General features: G+C 73.3%; 17 protein-coding genes and 1 pseudogene. 9 read left to right on the top strand and 9 right to left on the bottom strand.

All coding sequences use genetic code 11. The annotated features are described in order from the left end of the window. Positions 1-1,671 carry a urocanate hydratase gene (hutU, locus tag ACWCYO_RS23900; protein ID WP_270146593.1) on the bottom strand — a complete coding sequence of 557 codons (1,671 nt, stop codon included), beginning with the start codon at positions 1,669-1,671 and terminating at the stop codon, positions 1-3. A 181-nt stretch (positions 1,672-1,852) separates the two neighbouring features. Between hutU and ACWCYO_RS23895 the strand changes: the two genes are divergently transcribed. Then, complete coding sequence (locus tag ACWCYO_RS23895) at positions 1,853-2,425, top strand: Uma2 family endonuclease (protein WP_449785327.1); 573 nt, start codon at positions 1,853-1,855, stop codon at positions 2,423-2,425. 1 nt (position 2,426) lies between these two features. Here ACWCYO_RS23895 and ACWCYO_RS23890 read toward each other — a convergent pair whose 3' ends face one another. Further along, entirely contained in the window at positions 2,427-2,750 is a 324-nt protein-coding gene (locus ACWCYO_RS23890; protein WP_270146591.1) for a hypothetical protein, read from the bottom strand. A 73-nt stretch (positions 2,751-2,823) separates the two neighbouring features. Continuing rightward, a complete protein-coding gene (locus ACWCYO_RS23885; protein ID WP_270146590.1) occupies positions 2,824-3,693 on the bottom strand; it encodes a MurR/RpiR family transcriptional regulator in 870 nt (289 codons plus the stop codon). 229 nt (positions 3,694-3,922) lie between these two features. Between ACWCYO_RS23885 and ACWCYO_RS23880 the strand changes: the two genes are divergently transcribed. Next, on the top strand, positions 3,923-4,342 hold the full coding sequence (locus tag ACWCYO_RS23880; RefSeq protein ID WP_270146589.1) for a hypothetical protein: 420 nt from the start codon (positions 3,923-3,925) through the stop codon (positions 4,340-4,342). A gap of 28 nt (positions 4,343-4,370) precedes the next feature. On the opposite strand, the gene hutH is transcribed toward ACWCYO_RS23880, so the two are convergent. The 5 genes and pseudogenes from hutH to ACWCYO_RS23855 form a co-directional block, all read right to left on the bottom strand. Further along, complete coding sequence (gene hutH / locus ACWCYO_RS23875) at positions 4,371-5,954, bottom strand: histidine ammonia-lyase (protein WP_270146588.1); 1,584 nt, start codon at positions 5,952-5,954, stop codon at positions 4,371-4,373. Positions 5,955-6,092: 138 nt separating this feature from the next. Further along, entirely contained in the window at positions 6,093-6,455 is a 363-nt protein-coding gene (locus ACWCYO_RS23870; RefSeq protein WP_449785326.1) for a hypothetical protein, read from the bottom strand. A 764-nt stretch (positions 6,456-7,219) separates the two neighbouring features. Next, positions 7,220-8,353 (bottom strand): annotated as a pseudogene (locus ACWCYO_RS23865) (diguanylate cyclase domain-containing protein); the annotation flags it as partial. A 350-nt stretch (positions 8,354-8,703) separates the two neighbouring features. Beyond that, entirely contained in the window at positions 8,704-9,822 is a 1,119-nt protein-coding gene (locus tag ACWCYO_RS23860) for an adenylate/guanylate cyclase domain-containing protein (RefSeq protein ID WP_270146586.1), read from the bottom strand. A gap of 173 nt (positions 9,823-9,995) precedes the next feature. Beyond that, positions 9,996-10,889 carry a biotin--[acetyl-CoA-carboxylase] ligase gene (locus ACWCYO_RS23855; RefSeq protein WP_270146585.1) on the bottom strand — a complete coding sequence of 298 codons (894 nt, stop codon included), beginning with the start codon at positions 10,887-10,889 and terminating at the stop codon, positions 9,996-9,998. Between the two features lie 221 nt (positions 10,890-11,110). Here ACWCYO_RS23855 and ACWCYO_RS23850 point away from each other — a divergent pair, with 221 nt between their 5' ends. The 7 genes from ACWCYO_RS23850 to ACWCYO_RS23820 all read left to right on the top strand — a co-directional run bounded on the left by ACWCYO_RS23850 (position 11,111) and on the right by ACWCYO_RS23820 (position 16,767). Beyond that, complete coding sequence (locus ACWCYO_RS23850; RefSeq protein ID WP_270146584.1) at positions 11,111-12,700, top strand: acyl-CoA carboxylase subunit beta; 1,590 nt, start codon at positions 11,111-11,113, stop codon at positions 12,698-12,700. A gap of 29 nt (positions 12,701-12,729) precedes the next feature. Further along, a complete protein-coding gene (locus tag ACWCYO_RS23845) occupies positions 12,730-12,951 on the top strand; it encodes an acyl-CoA carboxylase epsilon subunit (RefSeq protein WP_270146583.1) in 222 nt (73 codons plus the stop codon). 187 nt (positions 12,952-13,138) lie between these two features. Beyond that, the gene (gene mmpB, locus ACWCYO_RS23840; protein ID WP_270146582.1) at positions 13,139-13,279 is read left to right on the top strand and encodes a morphogenic membrane protein MmpB; all 141 of its coding nucleotides are present in this window, start codon (positions 13,139-13,141) and stop codon (positions 13,277-13,279) included. Between the two features lie 47 nt (positions 13,280-13,326). Further along, complete coding sequence (locus tag ACWCYO_RS23835; protein ID WP_270146581.1) at positions 13,327-13,929, top strand: nucleoside triphosphate pyrophosphatase; 603 nt, start codon at positions 13,327-13,329, stop codon at positions 13,927-13,929. Positions 13,930-13,993: 64 nt separating this feature from the next. Next, positions 13,994-14,755 carry a hypothetical protein gene (locus ACWCYO_RS23830; RefSeq protein ID WP_270146580.1) on the top strand — a complete coding sequence of 254 codons (762 nt, stop codon included), beginning with the start codon at positions 13,994-13,996 and terminating at the stop codon, positions 14,753-14,755. A 24-nt stretch (positions 14,756-14,779) separates the two neighbouring features. Next, positions 14,780-14,917, top strand: a complete 138-nt coding sequence (locus ACWCYO_RS23825; RefSeq protein ID WP_270146579.1) for a hypothetical protein — start codon at positions 14,780-14,782, stop codon at positions 14,915-14,917. 74 nt (positions 14,918-14,991) lie between these two features. Beyond that, the gene (locus ACWCYO_RS23820; RefSeq protein WP_270146578.1) at positions 14,992-16,767 is read left to right on the top strand and encodes an acetyl/propionyl/methylcrotonyl-CoA carboxylase subunit alpha; all 1,776 of its coding nucleotides are present in this window, start codon (positions 14,992-14,994) and stop codon (positions 16,765-16,767) included. A gap of 106 nt (positions 16,768-16,873) precedes the next feature. On the opposite strand, the gene ACWCYO_RS23815 is transcribed toward ACWCYO_RS23820, so the two are convergent. After that, on the bottom strand, positions 16,874-17,830 hold the full coding sequence (locus ACWCYO_RS23815) for a DeoR/GlpR family DNA-binding transcription regulator (protein WP_449785342.1): 957 nt from the start codon (positions 17,828-17,830) through the stop codon (positions 16,874-16,876). Positions 17,831-18,000: the final 170 nt, after the last annotated feature.

Genomic DNA, 18,000 nt, shown 5'->3' with positions numbered 1-18,000 from the left:
TCACAGCTCACCCATGGGGACACGGACCCCGCGCTCGGCGGCGACCTCGGTGGCGCGGTCGTAGCCGGCGTCCACGTGCCGGATGACGCCCATGCCCGGGTCGTTGGTGAGCACCCGGCGGATCTTCTCGCCGGCCAGCGCGGTGCCGTCGGCGACGGTGACCTGACCGGCGTGGATCGAACGGCCGATGCCGACGCCGCCGCCGTGGTGGATGGACACCCAGGAGGCGCCGGAGGCCACGTTGACCATGGCGTTGAGCAGCGGCCAGTCGGCGATCGCGTCCGAGCCGTCCAGCATCGCCTCGGTCTCCCGGTACGGGGAGGCCACCGAGCCGCAGTCCAGGTGGTCGCGGCCGATCACGATCGGCGCGGACAGCTCGCCGGAGGCGACCATGTCGTTGAAGCGCTCGCCGGCCTTGTCGCGCTCGCCGTAGCCGAGCCAGCAGATGCGCGCGGGCAGGCCCTGGAAGTGCACCTTCTCCTGGGCCATCTTGATCCAGCGGGCCAGCGACTCGTTCTCCGGGAAGAGGTCGAGGACGGCCTTGTCGGTCTTGTGGATGTCCTGCGGGTCGCCGGACAGCGCGGCCCAGCGGAACGGGCCCTTGCCCTCGCAGAACAGCGGGCGGATGTACGCCGGGACGAAGCCGGGGAAGGCGAAGGCGCGGTCGTAGCCGGCCAGCTGGGCCTCGCCGCGGATCGAGTTGCCGTAGTCGAAGACCTCGGCGCCGCGGTCCAGGAAGCCGACCATCGCCTCGACGTGCCGGGCCATCGACTCGCGCGAGCGCTCGGTGAACTCGGCGGGCTTGGCGGCCGCGTAGTCCGCCATGTCCTCGAAGGCGACGCCGACCGGCAGGTAGCTGAGCGGGTCGTGGGCGCTGGTCTGGTCGGTGACGATGTCGATCGGCGCGTCCATCGCGAGCAGCTGCGGGACCAGCTCGGCGGCGTTGCCCAGCACGCCGATGGAGAGCGGCTGCCTCTTGTCGCGGGCTTCCACGGCCAGCTGGAGCGCGTGGCTGAGGTCCTTGGCCTCGACGTCCAGGTAACGGTGCTCGATCCGGCGGGAGATCCGGGACGGGTCGCAGTCGATGCAGATCGCCACGCCGCCGTTCATGGTGACGGCCAGCGGCTGGGCACCGCCCATTCCGCCGAGGCCGGCGGTGAGGGTGATGGTGCCCTCCAGCGTGCCGTTGAAGCGCTTGTTGGCGACGGCGGCGAAGGTCTCGTAGGTGCCCTGGAGGATGCCCTGGGTGCCGATGTAGATCCAGGAGCCGGCGGTCATCTGGCCGTACATGGTGAGCCCGAGGCTCTCCAGCCGGCGGAACTCCTCCCAGTTGGCCCAGTCGCCGACCAGGTTGGAGTTGGCGATCAGCACGCGCGGCGCCCACTCGTGGGTCTGCATGACGCCGACCGGGCGGCCGGACTGGACCAGCATGGTCTCGTCCTGCTTCAGCCCCTGCAGCGTCTTCACCATGGCGTCGAAGGAGCGCCAGTCGCGGGCGGCCTTGCCGGTGCCGCCGTACACCACCAGCTTCGACGGGTGCTCGGCCACCTCGGGGTCGAGGTTGTTCATCAGCATCCGCAGGGCGGCCTCCTGCTGCCACCCCTGCGCCGTGAGTCCCGTCCCGCGCGCCGCACGCACCTCACGCGGCCCGCTCGCCTGCTGCTGCACCATGTCCCGACCTCTCTGCGGATGGATTCATTCAAGCCCGGTTCGGCTGAATATATCTAAACAACCAACTTTCGACCAGACCCCGGAACAATCCGATCAGCCACGGCACCCGCCGACTTGGCGCACTAGCCTGAACCCGGCGAACACCAGCCACTCGGCCCAGCACCGAGGAGCGGAGGACGCGATGACGGCCATCGACGTGCGGCCCGGCAGACTCCGGGACGTGGCGGAGGAGATCGAGCAGCGCACGGGACTGCGCGTCCAGATCATCGGAGGAACCCTGGTGGTGTCCCCGACCCCTCGCGGCAAGCACGCGGGGACCGTCAAGCGCCTGTCGCGACAGCTCGACGCCGGACTCCCGACGGGTCTCGGCGCCTACGGGGTTTCGTCGATCGACATGCCGGACAACACGGAGGACTACGCGACACCGGATCTGGTCGTCCTGCCGTCCGACTGGGAGGACGACGACGAGTGGCTGGCAGACCCGCACGATGTAGAGCTCGCAGTCGAGGTCATCTCCACCTCCGAGCGAGTCAGCCTCATCGCGGCCAAGACCAGCTGGTACGCGATCGCCAGCGTGCCGGTCCTCCTCGCGGTCGACCCCCGCGAGGGTTCCTGGACACTCCACACCCACCCCCGCGACGGCGAGTACCAGGGCGTCCTGCACGGCAAGTACGGCGAGCCCGTCCCGCTGCCCTCGCCGCTGCCCGCCGAGCTGGACACCTCCGGCCTTCCGCTCTACGCCCCCCGCAGCTGAGTCACGCCGCCGCGTCACCGCCGTCCCAGTCGATGCCGATCTCGGCGAGCCAGCGGCGGTCGGCGGCGTCGGGGGCGGGTGGGGAAGGCGGGCGGGGGATGTTCTGGACCGGGCCGAGGCCGTACTTCTCGGCGGCCGCGATGGCGCGGGCGTCGGGTTCGATGACGCCGACGTGGACGGCGGACTCGTCGCCCGGGTCGAGGACGGTCAGTTCGGGTTCGGGCAGGCGCCGCAGGGTGACGCGGCGTCCGCAGGCGGGGCAGGACCATTCATCGGCACCCGAGGCCAGGCGGGCGACGAACTTCATCTCGTGGATCACGCGCATGGGCGGCACCCCCTGCCATAGGGGATGCCCGGGTTCTTGACGAGTACTCCCCCAGCCTTATTCCAGGCTGCGCCTATTCCAAGAAGAGCCCCCGCGCCGCCGCCGCGTGTTCGATCGCCTCCAACCGGGCCTCCGCGCCGGGGAGTTCGTCGCACATGGTCTGCAGCAGCACCCGGCCGAGCATCATCGGCGCGCAGGCGGTGTCGAAGACCAGCCCGGTGCCGACGGCGGCCGGCAGCATCAGGTCGGAGAGCTTGGCGACCGGCGAGAAGGCGCTGTCGGCCACGGTGAGCACGGTCAGCCCGCACTCCCGGGCGACCGCCAGGGCGTCCATCAACTCCCGCGGGTAGCGCGGCAGGGCGAAGCACAGCAGCGCGGTGGCGCCCGCCGCGGTGGCCTGTTCCAGCCGGTCGGCGAGCATGCTGCCGCCCTCGTCCAGCAGCCGGATGTCCGGGTGCACCTTGGCCGCGAAGTACGCGAAGCCGCGCGCCTGCGCGGAGGCCGCCCGCAGGCCGAGCACCGGCAGCGGGCGGGAGGCGGCGAGCAGCCGGGCGGCCCGGATGATCGGCTCGGGGTCGGCGAGCAGTTCGGCGAGGTGGCGCAGGTGCTCGATCTCGGCCAGCACGGCCTGCTGGTGCTCGTTGCGCACCGCGTCGTCCGGGGTCTCCGGTGCGGCCGGTTCGCCCGCGCCGAGTTCGCGCAGCTGCTTGCGCAGCGCCGGGTAGCCGTCGTAGCCGAGGGCGACCGCGAAGCGGGTGACGGAGGGCTGGCTGACCCCGGCGAGTTCGGCGACCTCGACGCTGGACAGGAACGGCGCCTCGGTGGCGTGCCGGACCAGCGAGTGGGCGATCCGCCGCTGGGTGGGCGTCAGCCGGTACCCCTCGAACAGCTGGAGCAGCCGGGCGGAGGGGCCGACGCTGCCGGCCTCGTCGATGGCGGTCATCAGCGGTACCTCCGGATGCGAGCGGTTCGGACGACGACTGTGCAGCAGCGCGCCGCGCCTGGCAAAGACGTCTCGTACGGCGGGATGCCGGATGAGACGTCCCAATGATCGGACACCGGGGCGGTGGCCGGACACGGGCCTCGGGGTAACCCTGATTTCCCCCTGAGCCCGCCCGGATTCCCCCCGCGAACGGATGGACCGGGCCGTGCGGCGGCCCCACGCTACTGGCATGGACACTCGCCAGGACGAACTTCGGCGCGACCTCGACGCCACCCTGCAGGCCCGCAAGGAGCTCGGCAAGGAGTACGAGGACGAGCTCGTCGACTCCTTCATGAAGCGCCTCGACGCCCGTCTGGACGCCCGGGTGGACCGTTCGGCGGCCGGGCGGCCGGACGACTACGAGACCGACTACCGCGACCGGGGTCGCCCCCGCCGCGGCGGGTGGGGCGCCCGGCGTTCCCCCACCGGGCTGGCGGTGATCTCGATGGCCCTCGGCATCCCGCTGACCGCGATCAACAGCAGCCCCGGCGGGGCCGGCTTCCCCGCCCTGGTGGTCACCTGGGCGGGCATCGTCGGGGTCAACCTCGCCGCCGCCCTGGGCAACCGGCTGAACCGCGCCGAGCGCCGGACGCGGAGCGACTGGGACTGAGCCCCGGTCGCCCCGCGTCCGGGACATCTCAGGCCAGCGGGCCGGTGACCCGCTCCACCGCCCGCACCAGGTCCCCGGAGGCGACCAGCGCGGCGGCGGCCTCCAGGTCCGGCGAGAGGAAGCGGTCCCGGCCGGCGCCGCCGACCCCCGCCTCGCGGGCGGCGGCCAGCGCGGCCGCGGTGGCCGGGGCCGGCCCGCCCGCCGCGTCGGCCTGCTGACGGATCTCCAGCGCGCGGGCCGCGGCGGTCAGTTCGACGGCCAGGATGCGGCCGAGGTTCTCGACGGCCTGGCGCAGCTTGCGGGCGGCCGACCAGCCCATCGACACGTGGTCCTCCTGCATCGCGGAGGAGGGGATCGAGTCGACCGAGGCCGGGACGGCGAGCCGCTTGTTCTCGCTGACCAGCGCCGCCTGGGTGTACTGGGCGATCATCAGACCGGAGTCCACGCCCGGGTCGTCGGCCAGGAAGGCCGGCAGGCCGTGCGAGCGGGCCTTGTCGAGCAGCCGGTCGGTGCGGCGCTCGGAGATCGAGCCGAGGTCGGCGGCGGCGATGGCGAGGAAGTCCAGCACGTACGCGACCGGCGCACCGTGGAAGTTGCCGTTGGACTCGACCCGGCCGTCCGGCAGCACCACCGGGTTGTCCACCGAGGCGGCGAGCTCACGCGAGGCGACCAGCTGGGCGTGTGCCAGGGTGTCCCGGCCGGCGCCGGCGACCTGCGGGGCGCAGCGGATCGAGTAGGCGTCCTGGACCCGCGGCGCGTCGTCCTGGTGGTGGCCGGTGAGGCCGGAGCCCTTGAGCACGGCGAGCATGTTGGCGGCGCTCAGCGCCTGGCCCGGGTGCGGACGGATCGGGGCGTGCAGCTCGGGGGCGAGCACCTTGTCGGTGCCGAGCAGCGCCTCCAGGGTCATCGCGGCGGTGATGTCGGCGGTGGTGAACAGCCGCTGCAGGTCGGCGATGGCCATCACCAGCATGCCGAGCATGCCGTCGGTGCCGTTGATGAGGGCCAGGCCCTCCTTCTCCAGCAGTTCGACGGGCTCGATCCCGGCGGCGGCGAGCAGCTCGGCGACGGGCTTCTCCACGCCGTCCGGGCCGGTGGCGGTGCCCTCGCCCATCAGCACCAGCGCGCAGTGCGACAGCGGCGCGAGGTCGCCGGAGCAGCCGAGCGAGCCGAACTCGCGGACCACCGGGGTGATGCCCGCGTTGAGCAGGGCGGCCATGGTCTGGGCGACCAGCGGCCGGACGCCGGTACGGCCGGAGGCGAGGGTCTTCATCCGCAGGAACATCAGCGCGCGGACCACCTCGCGCTCGACCGCCGGGCCCATGCCGGCCGCGTGCGAGCGCACCAGCGAGCGCTGCAGCTGGGCGCGCAGCTCGGGGCTGATGTGCCGGACGGCGAGCGCGCCGAAGCCGGTCGACACGCCGTAGACGGGACGCGGCTCGGCCGCGAGGGCGTCGATCCGCGCGCGGGCGGCCGCCATCTCGGCGAGCGCGTCGGGACCGATCTCGACCCGGGCGTTGCCCCGGGCGACGGCCAGCACGTCCTCCGCACTGACGTCGGCCTTGCCGACCTGGACCAGCGGAGCGTCGGGGGCCACAGCACTGTGCATATCCATATACATAATCACATCAGGTGAATGGAGATATGACAACAGCTGCCCACCATCCGGATTCTCCGACGCCCCGATCCGCGCCGCACCCCGGGGCCCGCCACTCCTTCACGCCACTCTGCGCGCCCTCGAACCGACTGCGGGCTAACGCCCCTTCCGCCGCCTGATCGAGTACACCAGCAGCACCACGATCAGCAGGACCACCAGCGCGACGAACGCGACCCAGCCGAACACCGCGTCCAGCGCCCGCCCGACCAGACTGCGCCGGGTCTTGTGCCGGCGCCGCGAGGCGGCGTGGTCGGTGATCTGGTGCGCCCGCAACCCGACCCGCACCTGCCGCGCCGGCGCCGTCCGCACGGCCGCCGGACCGGTCGCCGACGCCGGCCCGGCCTGCCCCGCCACCCGCACCACCGGCACCGCCGCCGCCGGCCCGGCCGCCACCACCCCGCCGCCCAGCACCAGCACCCCGGCCACCGCCGCGCCCACCAGCCGTCCACCCATGGCCACCCCCCGATCCCCGATCCAGCCCCGACACCTTCCCACCCCCACACCCCACCCCGGCACCCCCGCACCCCGACCGCGACCCACCCGCGACACCCCGGTCACCGAACCGGCACATCACCGCATCGCGCCGGCACCCTGACCAGGGACAGGGTGGCCACGTCAGAACTCGACCAGCCTCACGTCACCGGCGGCGAAGCCGGCCCCGACAGCGCGACCGCCACCAGCGCCCGCATCGCGCAGGCGGCCTGGCCGAGCGGCAGGGTGGCGTCATCGGCGAAGAGCTCGACCAGCCAGCCGCCCGCCGGGTTCTGGCCACCCGCCGCGACCATGCCGCGGTAGCCGGAGACCACGAGCATCGCCTCCTCCGCCGGGTCGTTGCCCGCCGCGCCCGCGCGCAGCGCGAAGGCGCCGCCGCGGACGGCCCGGCGGGTCATCGGGTAGTGGCGGAGGTCGAAGACGGCGTCGGGGGCCTCGATCTGGGCGCGCTGGGTCTCGGCGCGGGTGCTGCTGGGGCCGCTGGTCATCCGGTAGACGGCGTGCTGGGCGGTGCGCATCAGCTGGGAGCCCGGCGGGACGTACGAGACCCACCAGCCGACGGCGTCGAGCAGCCGGGCGGAGGTCTCGGCGACGACGACCAGCTTGCCGAGGGTGTCGGCCGGGTGGACGGCCCGGGCCGCGGAGGCCTGGTCGAGGGCGGCGAGGACGGCGGTGAGCAGCTGTCCGGGGTCGGCGCTGTGGGCGGCGCCGCGGAAGCGCCGCCGGTCGGCCGCGCCGGCCCGGCCGCCGGGGCCGCGCCGCCCGTCGGCGCGGTGGTGCGGGTCGGCGGCGTCGGCGAGCAGCACGGTGGGATCGGGCGAGAAGCCGGGGCCGTGGCTGCGCCCGGCGACCACGGGGTGGGCGGCGCGGGCGGCCTTGGCCCGGTACTGGGCGGCGTCGGCGAGCCGGAAGAGCCGGTCGGGGGTGGTGACCGGGCCGATGGAGTCGCCGGTGGAGGCGACGCCGCAGGCGACGCCCTCGCCCTCGGAGAGCGCCAGCGCCCGCGCGCACAGCTCCTCGGCGACGGCGACCACCTCGTCGGCCTTCTGGCCCTCCGCGAGCAGGCAGAACTCGTCGCCGCCGAGCCGGGCGGCGAGGCTGCCGGGGAGTTTGGCGGCGGCCAGGGACAGCTGGTGGGCGAAGCGTTCCAGCAGTCGGTCGCCCATCTCGTGACCGAGCTGGTCGTTGACCCGCTTCAGTCCGTTGACGTCGCAGACGACGAGCGAGACGACGGTGTTGTCCCGGTTGTGCGCCTCCAGCGCGCTCTCCAGCCGGGCGTCGACCGCACGCCGGTTGGCGAGGCCGGTGAGCGGGTCTGAGAAGGCGAGTTTGCGCAGGTCGGCGAGGCGTTCGGTCTGGGCGAGGCCGGCCGAGACCTGGGCGGCGAGCAGGGTCGCGTAGTCGGCGTCGGCCTCGGTGAACTCGGGCATGCCGGTGGACCGGGCGAGGTAGAGCTCGCCCCAGGCCTGTCCGTGCAGCACGATCGGCGCGACCACGCAGCAGGCCCGGCCGCGCCGGCGCAGCGCGGCGGCGCGTTCCCGGCAGTACGCGCCGGCGGTCGGGTGGGTGTGCCCGGCGTGCGGCTCGACGTCCTCGGCGGTCTGCAGCCAGGCGCGCGGCAGCCGCCCGGTGGTCCAGCGTTCCTCCAGATAGGTGACGATCTCCGGGAAGTCCGCGACCGGGTACGACTCGTCCTCCGGCAGTTCCTCCTCGCCGGGCGCGAGCTCGCCGTGGTTGACCAGCACCCGCAGCCGGCCGGACTCGCGGTCCCAGACCGAGACGGCGGCCATGGTGGCGCCGAGCGCCTCGGTGGCCCGGGCGGCGGCGGCCCGGACGGCCTCCAGCGGGGTGAGCGCCCCGGCCATGTCCTGGGCGAGTTCGACCACCGACTGCAGCCGCAGGTCGGGCAGCGGGTCGCAGCGGTGCGGGCCATCGCAGTCGCAGCCGCGGTCCGTCATGGTCGCCTCACTGCTCACCGGCTCGCCTCGCTCCCTGTGCTCGGTCCTGCCGGACCCCCACCGGTCGGCCGCACCCGTCCGGCCGCTTGCACCAAGACTATGGCGATTTCGTTCGGTTATGCCCCGTTTGCCCGGATGGACCCGCAACCGACCGTACGGCTTTCAACCGTTCGGCACCCGCCCGAGCGCCCACCGAGCGCCCAACCCAGCCCACGAGCGCCCAGGAGCCCCGCCCCCCAGCACCCGGGGCCCGCCGGCTACTCCGCCTTCGTCCGCCGCGACAGCAGCCACGGCTCCACCAGCCCCAGCCCCCGCACCGGCCGCCGCCACATCGGCTGCAGGTGGAACCGCGCCCCCGCGTCCGGCACCGGCACCGGCAGCCCGGAGGCCGGCATCCCGGCCGCCACCGACAGCGCCTCCGCCAGGCCGGGCCCCTCCTCGACCGGGCCGACGCTGCCGTTCTGCTCCAGCGCCGCGGCGAACTCCCCGTCGATCAGGACCGCGTCCTTGGGCGCGATCGAGGTGAGCCGGCTGGCCAGGTTGACCGTGGTGCCGAAGACGTCGCCCATCCGCTGGGTGACCGTCCCGAAGGCCATGCCGACCCGCAGCGCGGGGATGGTCTCGTCCTCGGCCAGCGCCTCGATCAGGCTGAGCGCGATCTCGGCGGCGGTGGAGGGGTCCTCGGTGACGTAGAGGATCTCGTCGCCGAGGGTCTTGATGACCCGGCCGCCCTGCCCGGCGATCAGGTCGGAGCAGGTGTTCTCGAAGGTCTCGACCAGTTCGCCGAGCTCCTCCTCCTCCAGCCGCCGCGACAGCCGGGTGAAGCCGACCAGGTCGGCGAACCCGACGGCGAGCCGGCCGCTGGTGATCTCGTTGTCCTCGGCGGCCTGCACCACCCGGCCGGTGACGGCGGCCAGCTGGCGCCGCCAGACGTACACCAGGAACTGCTCCAGCTCCGGCAGCAGCAGCTCGACCAGCGGGTACGCCACGTCGGCGCGGGTCAGCCCGGGCTCGACGGACTGGGTGAGGTTCTCCAGGAAGGTGTCCATCTGCCAGCCGGCCAGCCGGGCCGTGGTCTGACCGGTGGAGCGGGCCACCTGGATCGCCATCGACTCGCTGAGCAGTCCGGACTCGATCAGGCCGGCCAGGCGCCGCAGCGCGATCACGTCGCCGTCGGTGAGCGCCCGGGACTGGCCGATGTCGGGGAAGCCCATGGCCCGCCAGAACCGGGTGGCCAGCTCCATCGGGACGTCGGCGGCGCGCGCGGCCTGGTACGGGGTGTAGCGGCGTGGCGCGTCCAGGATCAGGCGTTCCAGTTCGAGCGCGACCGTGGGGTCGTGACTGCCCGCCGTCCCGCTGCTGCCGTCCTCTGCCACCGGTCCGTCCCCGTGCGGTCGCCGCACTTGCCTCGTGTCCTACCTGTCCGGGCGCACCGCCCGCCACCCGGGCGGACAGTGGCGCGCCTCACACCGCTGCCAGGTGGAATGTTCGCACGGAATCACGTGATCCGGAGCATCCGCCCGAGTCAAGGAGAGGTGAAGAGTGCCGTTCAGCGCGCCTCGGGGCGGACGTGGACCACGTCCCCCGCGCCGACCGCCCGGCGTGCGCCGTCGGCGGTGCGGACCACCAGACGGCCGTCCCCGTCGATCGCCACCGCCTCGCCGACCAGCTCCTGGTCGCCGGGCAGGAGCACCTTCACCTGGCGGCCGAGCGTGCTGCAGCGGTCCACGTACGCGCGCATCAGGTCACTCGCGTGCGGATCCCCGGCCGCCGCCGTCCATTCGCGGTACAGCCCGGCGAACTCGCGCAGCACGGCGCGCAGCAGGACGGACCGGTCGGTGGTCCCGGCGCCGGCCAGCGCGAGCGAACCGGCGGTGGGGACGGGCAGCTCGGCCGCGCGCAGCGAGACGTTCAGCCCCATCCCGACCACCACCGCGCCGCCGCTCAGCTCGGTGAGGATGCCCCCCAGCTTGCGCTCCGCGCCGTCGATCTCCACCTGCAGGTCGTTGGGCCACTTCAGGCCGACCTCGACCCCCGCCACCCGGTGGAGGGTGCTGGCCGCGGCCACCCCGACCAGGATCGGCAGCCAGCCGTACCGCTCGACCGGCACCTCCTCGGGGCGCAGCAGGAAGGACAGGAACAGCCCGGAACGGGCCGGGGCGGTCCACTGCCGGTCCAGCCGGCCGCGCGCGGCGCGCTGCGCCTCGGCGACCAGCACCGTGCCCTGCGGGGCGCCGGCCCGGGCCCGCTCGGCGAGGTCGCTGTTGGTCGAGCCGGTCTCGGCGACGACGTCCAGCGAGGTCCAGAGCCCGCCGGGGACGACCAGGTCGCGGCGCAGCACCTCCTGGTCCAGCGGCGGCCGGTCCAGGTCGGTCCAGGGGGACGGTCCGGTGCGGCCGAAGCCGCGCAGTCCACTGCGGCGGGGGGTCTCGGGTGCGGTCATGGCAGCACACTAGAGGCACTAGTCCGCCCCATCGTCCCGCACAACGCCCGTTGACACACTGTGTCGATGGCCATAACGCCAGGACTGACGGATGACCCTGGGCTCTGGCTACGCTACGCAGCGGTAGTTCGCAGCGCCGCCCTGCCCTCCTGCGCGAGCCCCGACCTCCGGCCCGCGCGCACCCGAACAGGTCGCGGCCGATGATCAGGGAGAGCCACCGCATGACCGAGGCGCCGTACGACCCCCACACCACCGCCGGCAAGCTCGCCGACCTGCGGCGCAGGCTGGACGAGGCGGTGCACTCCGGCTCCGCCAAGGCCGTGGAGAAGCAGCACGCCAAGGGCAAGCTGACCGCCCGTGAGCGGGTCGTGGAACTGCTGGACGAGGACTCGTTCGTCGAGTTCGACGAGTTCGCCCGCCACCGTTCGACCAACTTCGGCCAGGAGAGGAACCGGCCCTACGGCGACGGCGTGGTGACCGGCTACGGCACCATCGACGGCCGTCAGGTCGCCGTCTTCGCCCAGGACTTCACCGTCTTCGGCGGCTCGCTCGGCGAGGTCTTCGGCGAGAAGATCGTCAAGGTGATGGACTTCGCGCTGAAGACCGGCTGCCCGGTCATCGGCATCAACGACTCCGGCGGCGCCCGGATCCAGGAGGGCGTGGTCTCGCTCGGCCTGTACGGCGAGATCTTCCGCCGCAACGTGCACGCCTCGGGCGTCATCCCGCAGATCTCGCTGATCATGGGCCCCTGCGCGGGCGGCGCGGTCTACTCCCCCGCGATCACCGACTTCGTGGTGATGGCCGACCAGACCTCGCACATGTTCATCACCGGCCCGGACGTGATCAAGACCGTGACCGGCGAGGACGTCGGCATGGAGGAGCTGGGCGGCGCCCGCACCCACAACACCAAGTCCGGCAACGCGCACTACCTGGCCACGGACGAGAAGGAGGCGATCGAGTACGTCAAGAGCCTGCTCTCGTACCTGCCCTCCAACAACCTGAGCGACCCGCCGTCCTACCCGGAGCAGGCCGACCTCGACATCACCGACGAGGACCTCGAACTCGACACCCTCGTGCCGGACTCGGCGAACCAGCCGTACGACATGCACAAGGTGATCGAGCACGTCCTCGACGACGGCGAGTTCCTGGAGACCCAGCCGCTGTTCGCCGGCAACATCATCACCGGCTTCGGCCGGGTCGAGGGCCAGTCGGTGGGCATCGTCGGCAGCCAGCCGATGGACCTGGCCGGCTGCCTGGACATCAACGCCAGCGAGAAGGCCGCGCGCTTCATCCGCACCTGCGACTCCTTCAACATCCCGGTGCTCACCTTCGTGGACGTGCCCGGCTTCCTGCCCGGCACCGAGCAGGAGTGGGACGGCATCATCCGCCGCGGCGCCAAGCTGATCTACGCCTACGCCGAGGCCACCGTCCCGCTGATCACCGTGATCACCCGCAAGGCCTTCGGCGGCGCGTACGACGTCATGGGCTCCAAGCACCTGGGCGCCGACCTCAACCTGGCCTGGCCGACCGCGCAGATCGCGGTGATGGGCGCGCAGGGCGCGGTCAACATCCTGCACCGCCGGGAGATCGCCGAGGCCGAGGCGGCCGGCACCGGCGAGGAGAAGCGCGCCGAGCTGATCGCCTCGTACGAGGACACCCTGCTCAACCCGTACCTGGCCGCCGAGCGCGGCTACGTCGACGCGGTGATCGCCCCGAGCGAGACCCGTCGGCACATCGTCCGGGGCCTGCGGGCGCTGCGCGGCAAGCGCGAGGTGCTGCCGCCCAAGAAGCACGGCAACATCCCCCTGTAGGCACCATCCCTCTCGGGAGAGAACCAGCCATGTCCCCGATCCACGTGCTGCACGGGCAGCCGACCCCCGAGGAGCTCGCCACCGTCCTGGCGGTGGTCCAGGCCCGGGCCGCCGCCGCGCAGGCCGCCGCCGAGGCGGCGCGTCTGGCCGGTGTCGGCCCGGCCTCCCCCTGGAACGACCGCTCCCGCCTGCTCCGCCCCGCCGTCCGCCCGGGCGTCAACGCCTGGCGGACCTCCGGCTGGGCGCGCTGACCCGCGTTCTGACCCGGAGCAGGAAGTCGGCCGGTCCGACTTCCTGCTCCGCCATTCGCCCACTCGCCGGCCAAAGGGGCTCGGGGCGGGCCCGCCCGTTCTCCACCGCGCACTGCCGCCCGCCGGGCCCGAAACCTGAGTACGGATACTCAGGCGTCCGGGCCCGCCCGCAGCGCACTCTGGACGGGTGCTCTGGTCAGACCCCGAGGACGAGCCCTCGCCCGAGGCCCGTCGCATGCAGGAGCGGATGCAGCGGGCCGGCAAGGTGCTCGCCGCCATCGTGCTGGTGGGCTCCGTCCTGATCATGTTCAGCCGGTACTTCACCTGAGCCGTTCACCCGAACGGCGGATGCCGGCACCCCCTACTCTGGTGGGCATGACCGACCAGCGCGCCCTCGTCCTCGCCTCCGCCTCCCCCGCCCGCCTCGGGCTGCTGCGCCAGGCGGGGCTCGACCCCCGCGTGGTGGTCAGCGGCGTCGACGAGGACGCGATCAGCGCCGCCACCCCCGGTGAGCTCGCCCTCGTCCTGGCCGAGGCCAAGGCGAAGGCCGTCGCCGCCGAACTGACCGGCGGCGAGCTGGTGATCGGCTGCGACTCCGTGCTGGAGCTGGACGGCCGGGCCCTCGGCAAGCCCGCCGACGCCGCCGAGGCGCTGGCCCGCTGGCAGTCCATGCGCGGTCGCGCCGGAGTGCTGCGCACCGGCCACTGCGTGGTCGACACCGCGACCGGCCGGCAGTCCTCGGCGACCGCCTCCACCACCGTCCGCTTCGGCGTCCCGGACGACGCGGAGATCGCCGCGTACGTCGCCTCCGGCGAACCGCTGCACGTGGCCGGGGCGTTCACCCTGGACGGCCGCTCGGCGCCGTTCATCGACGGCATCGACGGCGACCCGGGCAACGTCATCGGCCTGTCCCTGCCGCTGCTGCGCCGGCTGCTCGCCGACCTGGACCTGCGCATCACTGATCTGTGGACCAACTGACCTGCCACAACAGAAAGTTCAGCCTCTAAGCTGACCGGCGTTCGAACGGGGGAGGAACGCGCCGATGAACGACAACGTGCTCAACGTGCTGCTCGGACTGGTGGCCAGCGCCATCAGCGCCGGTCTCGGCTGGCTGGCGCAGGCCCTGCGGCGGCGGCGCACGGTGGAGCGGGTGCGGGCGTTCTTCGGCCTGCCGGCCGGCAGCGAGTGCCTGATCGTGGTGCCCCGCAGCATCGGAGCCGGCTCGGACGCCGGCACCGTCACCCGCCGGGACGCCTACGCGCTGATGTCGCTGGCCGGGCTGGTCGAAGGGTGCGGGGCCAGGGCCGAGATCGTCGCGCACGACTCGGCGAAACGGGGCCTCGGCGCCAAGACCGAGTTCTGCATCGGTGGTCCGGTCAGCAACGAGCGGACGGCCGCCCACCTCGCCTGGGGTCTGCCGGGCGCCGTGGTCACCTCGGGCGCGGACCCGGGCAGCAACGTCATCGTCGTCGGCGACCGCGACTTCACCGCCGACGAGGAGCACGTGCACACCCTGCTGGCCCGGATCGCCACCGCGGACGGGGGACGTCCGGTGTTCCTCGTCTCCGGCCAGACCGGCACCGCCAACCAGGCGGGCGTGCGCTACCTGGTCGCACACCATCGCGAACTCGCCCGCAGGCACGGCCGGAACGGCACCTTCGCGCTGGTCCTGCGGGTCGTCAAACCCAGGGCGTACGGGCCGGACATGGTCGAGCTCGCCGCCGACGTGACGGCCGAGGCACTGCGGCCCTCCCCGACGGCCGCCCCGGTCGGCTCCAGCACGGTCGGCTCCACCTCGGCTTGAGCGGGCCGCGGGAAGGTGTGTTCCATGCCACCGACCCGCCACGCCGCCGCCCGGTCACCCACCGTCGACCGGGCCCGCCCGGCCGCACCGGCCGCGACCTGCGAGGTCGTCGTCGGCCCCGCCGCCCCGGCCGGAAAAACCATCACGGTGCGTGTGGGATAGTTCACAACCTGGGGCTACTCGCCGGTACTGCCCAGGAATCCATAAACTCAACGAGGTTCAAGAAGGGAGCCACAGTGCGCAAGGTGCTCATCGCCAACCGCGGGGAAATCGCCGTCCGCGTCGCCCGGGCCTGCTCGGACGCCGGTATCGCCAGCGTCGCCGTCTACGCCGAGCCGGACCGGGATGCGCTGCACGTCCGCGCGGCCGACGAGGCTTACGCGCTGGGCGGTGACACCCCCGGCACCAGTTACCTGGACATCGCGAAGGTCCTCAAGGCCGCCGAGGACTCCGGCGCGGACGCCGTCCACCCCGGCTACGGGTTCCTGTCGGAGAACGCCGACTTCGCCCAGGCCGTCATCGACGCGGGCCTGACCTGGATCGGCCCGCCGCCGCAGGCCATCCGCGACCTCGGTGACAAGGTCACCGCCCGTCACGTCGCCCAGCGCGCCGGCGCCCCGCTGGTGGCCGGCACCCCGGACCCGGTCTCGGGTGCCGACGAGGTCGTCGCGTTCGCCCGCGAGCACGGCCTGCCGGTCGCCATCAAGGCGGCCTTCGGCGGCGGCGGCCGCGGCCTGAAGGTCGCCCGCACCCTGGAGGAGATCCCGGAGCTGTACGACTCCGCCGTGCGCGAGGCGGTCGCCGCCTTCGGTCGCGGCGAGTGCTTCGTCGAGCGCTACCTGGACAACCCGCGGCACGTGGAGACCCAGTGCCTCGCGGACAAGCACGGCAACGTGGTGGTCGTCTCCACCCGTGACTGCTCGCTGCAGCGCCGGCACCAGAAGCTGGTCGAGGAGGCGCCCGCGCCGTTCCTGACCGAGGCCCAGAACGCCGAGCTGTACCGCGCCTCCAAGGCCATCCTGAAGGAGGCCGGCTACGTCGGCGCCGGGACCTGCGAGTTCCTGGTCGCGCTGGACGGCACGATCTCCTTCCTCGAGGTCAACACCCGTCTGCAGGTGGAGCACCCGGTCACCGAGGAGGTCACCGGGATCGACCTGGTCCGCGAGATGTTCCGGATCGCCGACGGCGAGGAGCTCGGCTACGGCGACCCCGAGGTGCGCGGCCACTCCTTCGAGTTCCGCATCAACGGCGAGGACCCGGGCCGCAACTTCCTGCCCGCGCCCGGCACCGTGACGCTGTTCGCCCCGCCGTCCGGTCCGGGCGTGCGCCTGGACTCGGGCGTGGAGACCGGCTCGGTCATCGGCCCGGCCTGGGACTCGCTGCTGGCCAAGCTGATCGTCTCCGGCCGCGACCGCAAGCAGGCCCTGGAGCGGGCCAGGCGCGCGCTGGCCGAGTTCAAGGTCGAGGGCATGGCCACCGCCATCCCGTTCCACCAGGCGGTCGTCACCGACCCGGCGTTCGCGCCCGAGGTGCACGGCGGCGAGGGGCCGTTCAAGGTCTTCACCCGCTGGATCGAGACCGAGTTCGACAACACCATCCCGGCGTTCGCCGGCGCCGCCGGCGAGGCCGAGGAGGCCGAGACCCGGGAGACCGTGGTCGTCGAGGTCGGCGGCAAGCGGATCGAGGTCTCGCTGCCGTCCTCGCTGGGCGCCTCGGCGGCCCCGGCGGCCGGTGCGGCCGGCGCCGCCAAGGCCAAGCGCCGGGTGGGCGCCAAGAAGGCCGGTTCGGCCGTCAGCGGTGACACCCTGGCCTCGCCGATGCAGGGCACCATCGTCAAGGTCGCCGTCGAGGAGGGCCAGGTCGTCGCCGAGGGCGAGCTGATCGTGGTCCTGGAGGCGATGAAGATGGAGCAGCCGCTGAACGCCCACAAGGCGGGCACCGTCGTCGGCCTCAAGGCCGAGGTGGGCGCGAGCGTCAGCAGCGGCGCCGCGCTGTGCGAGATCAAGGACTGACCCCCGTCAGAAACTGACCGCAGCCAGGACTGACGCCGACTCCGTCAGCCGTCCACCGGTCCGTACGCCCTTCGGGGTGTGCGGACCGGTCGCGTTGACGGGGCGCTCAGCGCCCGCGCGGCAGGCCCATCTCGGCCAGCCGGACCGGCATCCCGCCCGGGCCGGCCGGGCCGCCGTGGGTGCCGGGGCGGCGCTGGCCGGGCAGCGGGGCGCCGCCGGGCGGCGGGACCGGCCGACGGCCCATCGGACCGGGCTGGGTCTGGTGCACCGGGCCGCTGCCGGTGCCGTGCACCGGGGCGTCGGCGCCGGGGGCGACGCCGAGCGGTGCCAGGTCGATCTGCACCCCGCAGTCGGCGAGCGCGTCCAGCTCGCGGGCGGTGGCGTCGTCGGCGGTGGCCTGCTCGTCGGTGACCAGCCGGGTGATGGTCTCGGTGGCGACGGTCTGGAACATGCCGGCCGCGCCGAGCTTGGTGTGGTCGGCGAGGACGATGACCTCGGCGGCCGCCAGCACCATTGCCCGGTCCACGCTCGCGGACAGCATGTTCGCGGTCGACAGCCCGCGCTCGGCGGTCAGCCCGCTGCCGGAGATGAAGGCCTTGGTGACCCGCAGCCCCTGCAGCGACTGCTCGGCACCACTGCCCACCAGGGCGTAGTTGGAGCCGCGCAGGGTGCCGCCGGTCATCACCACCTCGACCCGGTTGGCGTGCGCCAGCGCCTGGGCGACCAGCAGCGAGTTGGTGACCACGGTCAGCCCGGGCACCCGGGCCAGCCGGCGGGCCAGTTCCTGGGTGGTGGTGCCGGCGCCGACCACCACCGCGTCGCCCTCCTCCACCAGTCCGGCGGCGAGGTCCGCGATGGCGCTCTTCTCCGCCGCGGACAGGTGGGTCTTCTGCGGGTAGCCGGGTTCGCGGCTGAAGCCGCCGGGGAGCACCGCGCCGCCGTGCCGGCGGTCGAGGAGCCCTTCTGACTCCAGCGCCCGCACATCGCGGCGCACGGTCACTTCGGAGGTCTGGACGACGCGGGCCAACTCCCGGAGCGAGACGGCTCCGTTGGCGCGCACCATTTCGAGGATCAACTGGCGACGTTCTGCAGCAAACACAGAACCGACGGTAACCTGCGTGACCGTCTGCTTTCAGGCGTTTGCAGCTGGTAGCGGGAATTGCTCGCGCAAGAGCGGCGCATGACCGTACAATGCGCGCCGTCAACAACCCGGAACCGCGCCGCCGTCCGGGT

This window comes from Kitasatospora sp. NPDC001683 (assembly GCF_053596495.1).
This window is presented reverse-complemented; position numbering and strand designations above follow the sequence as displayed.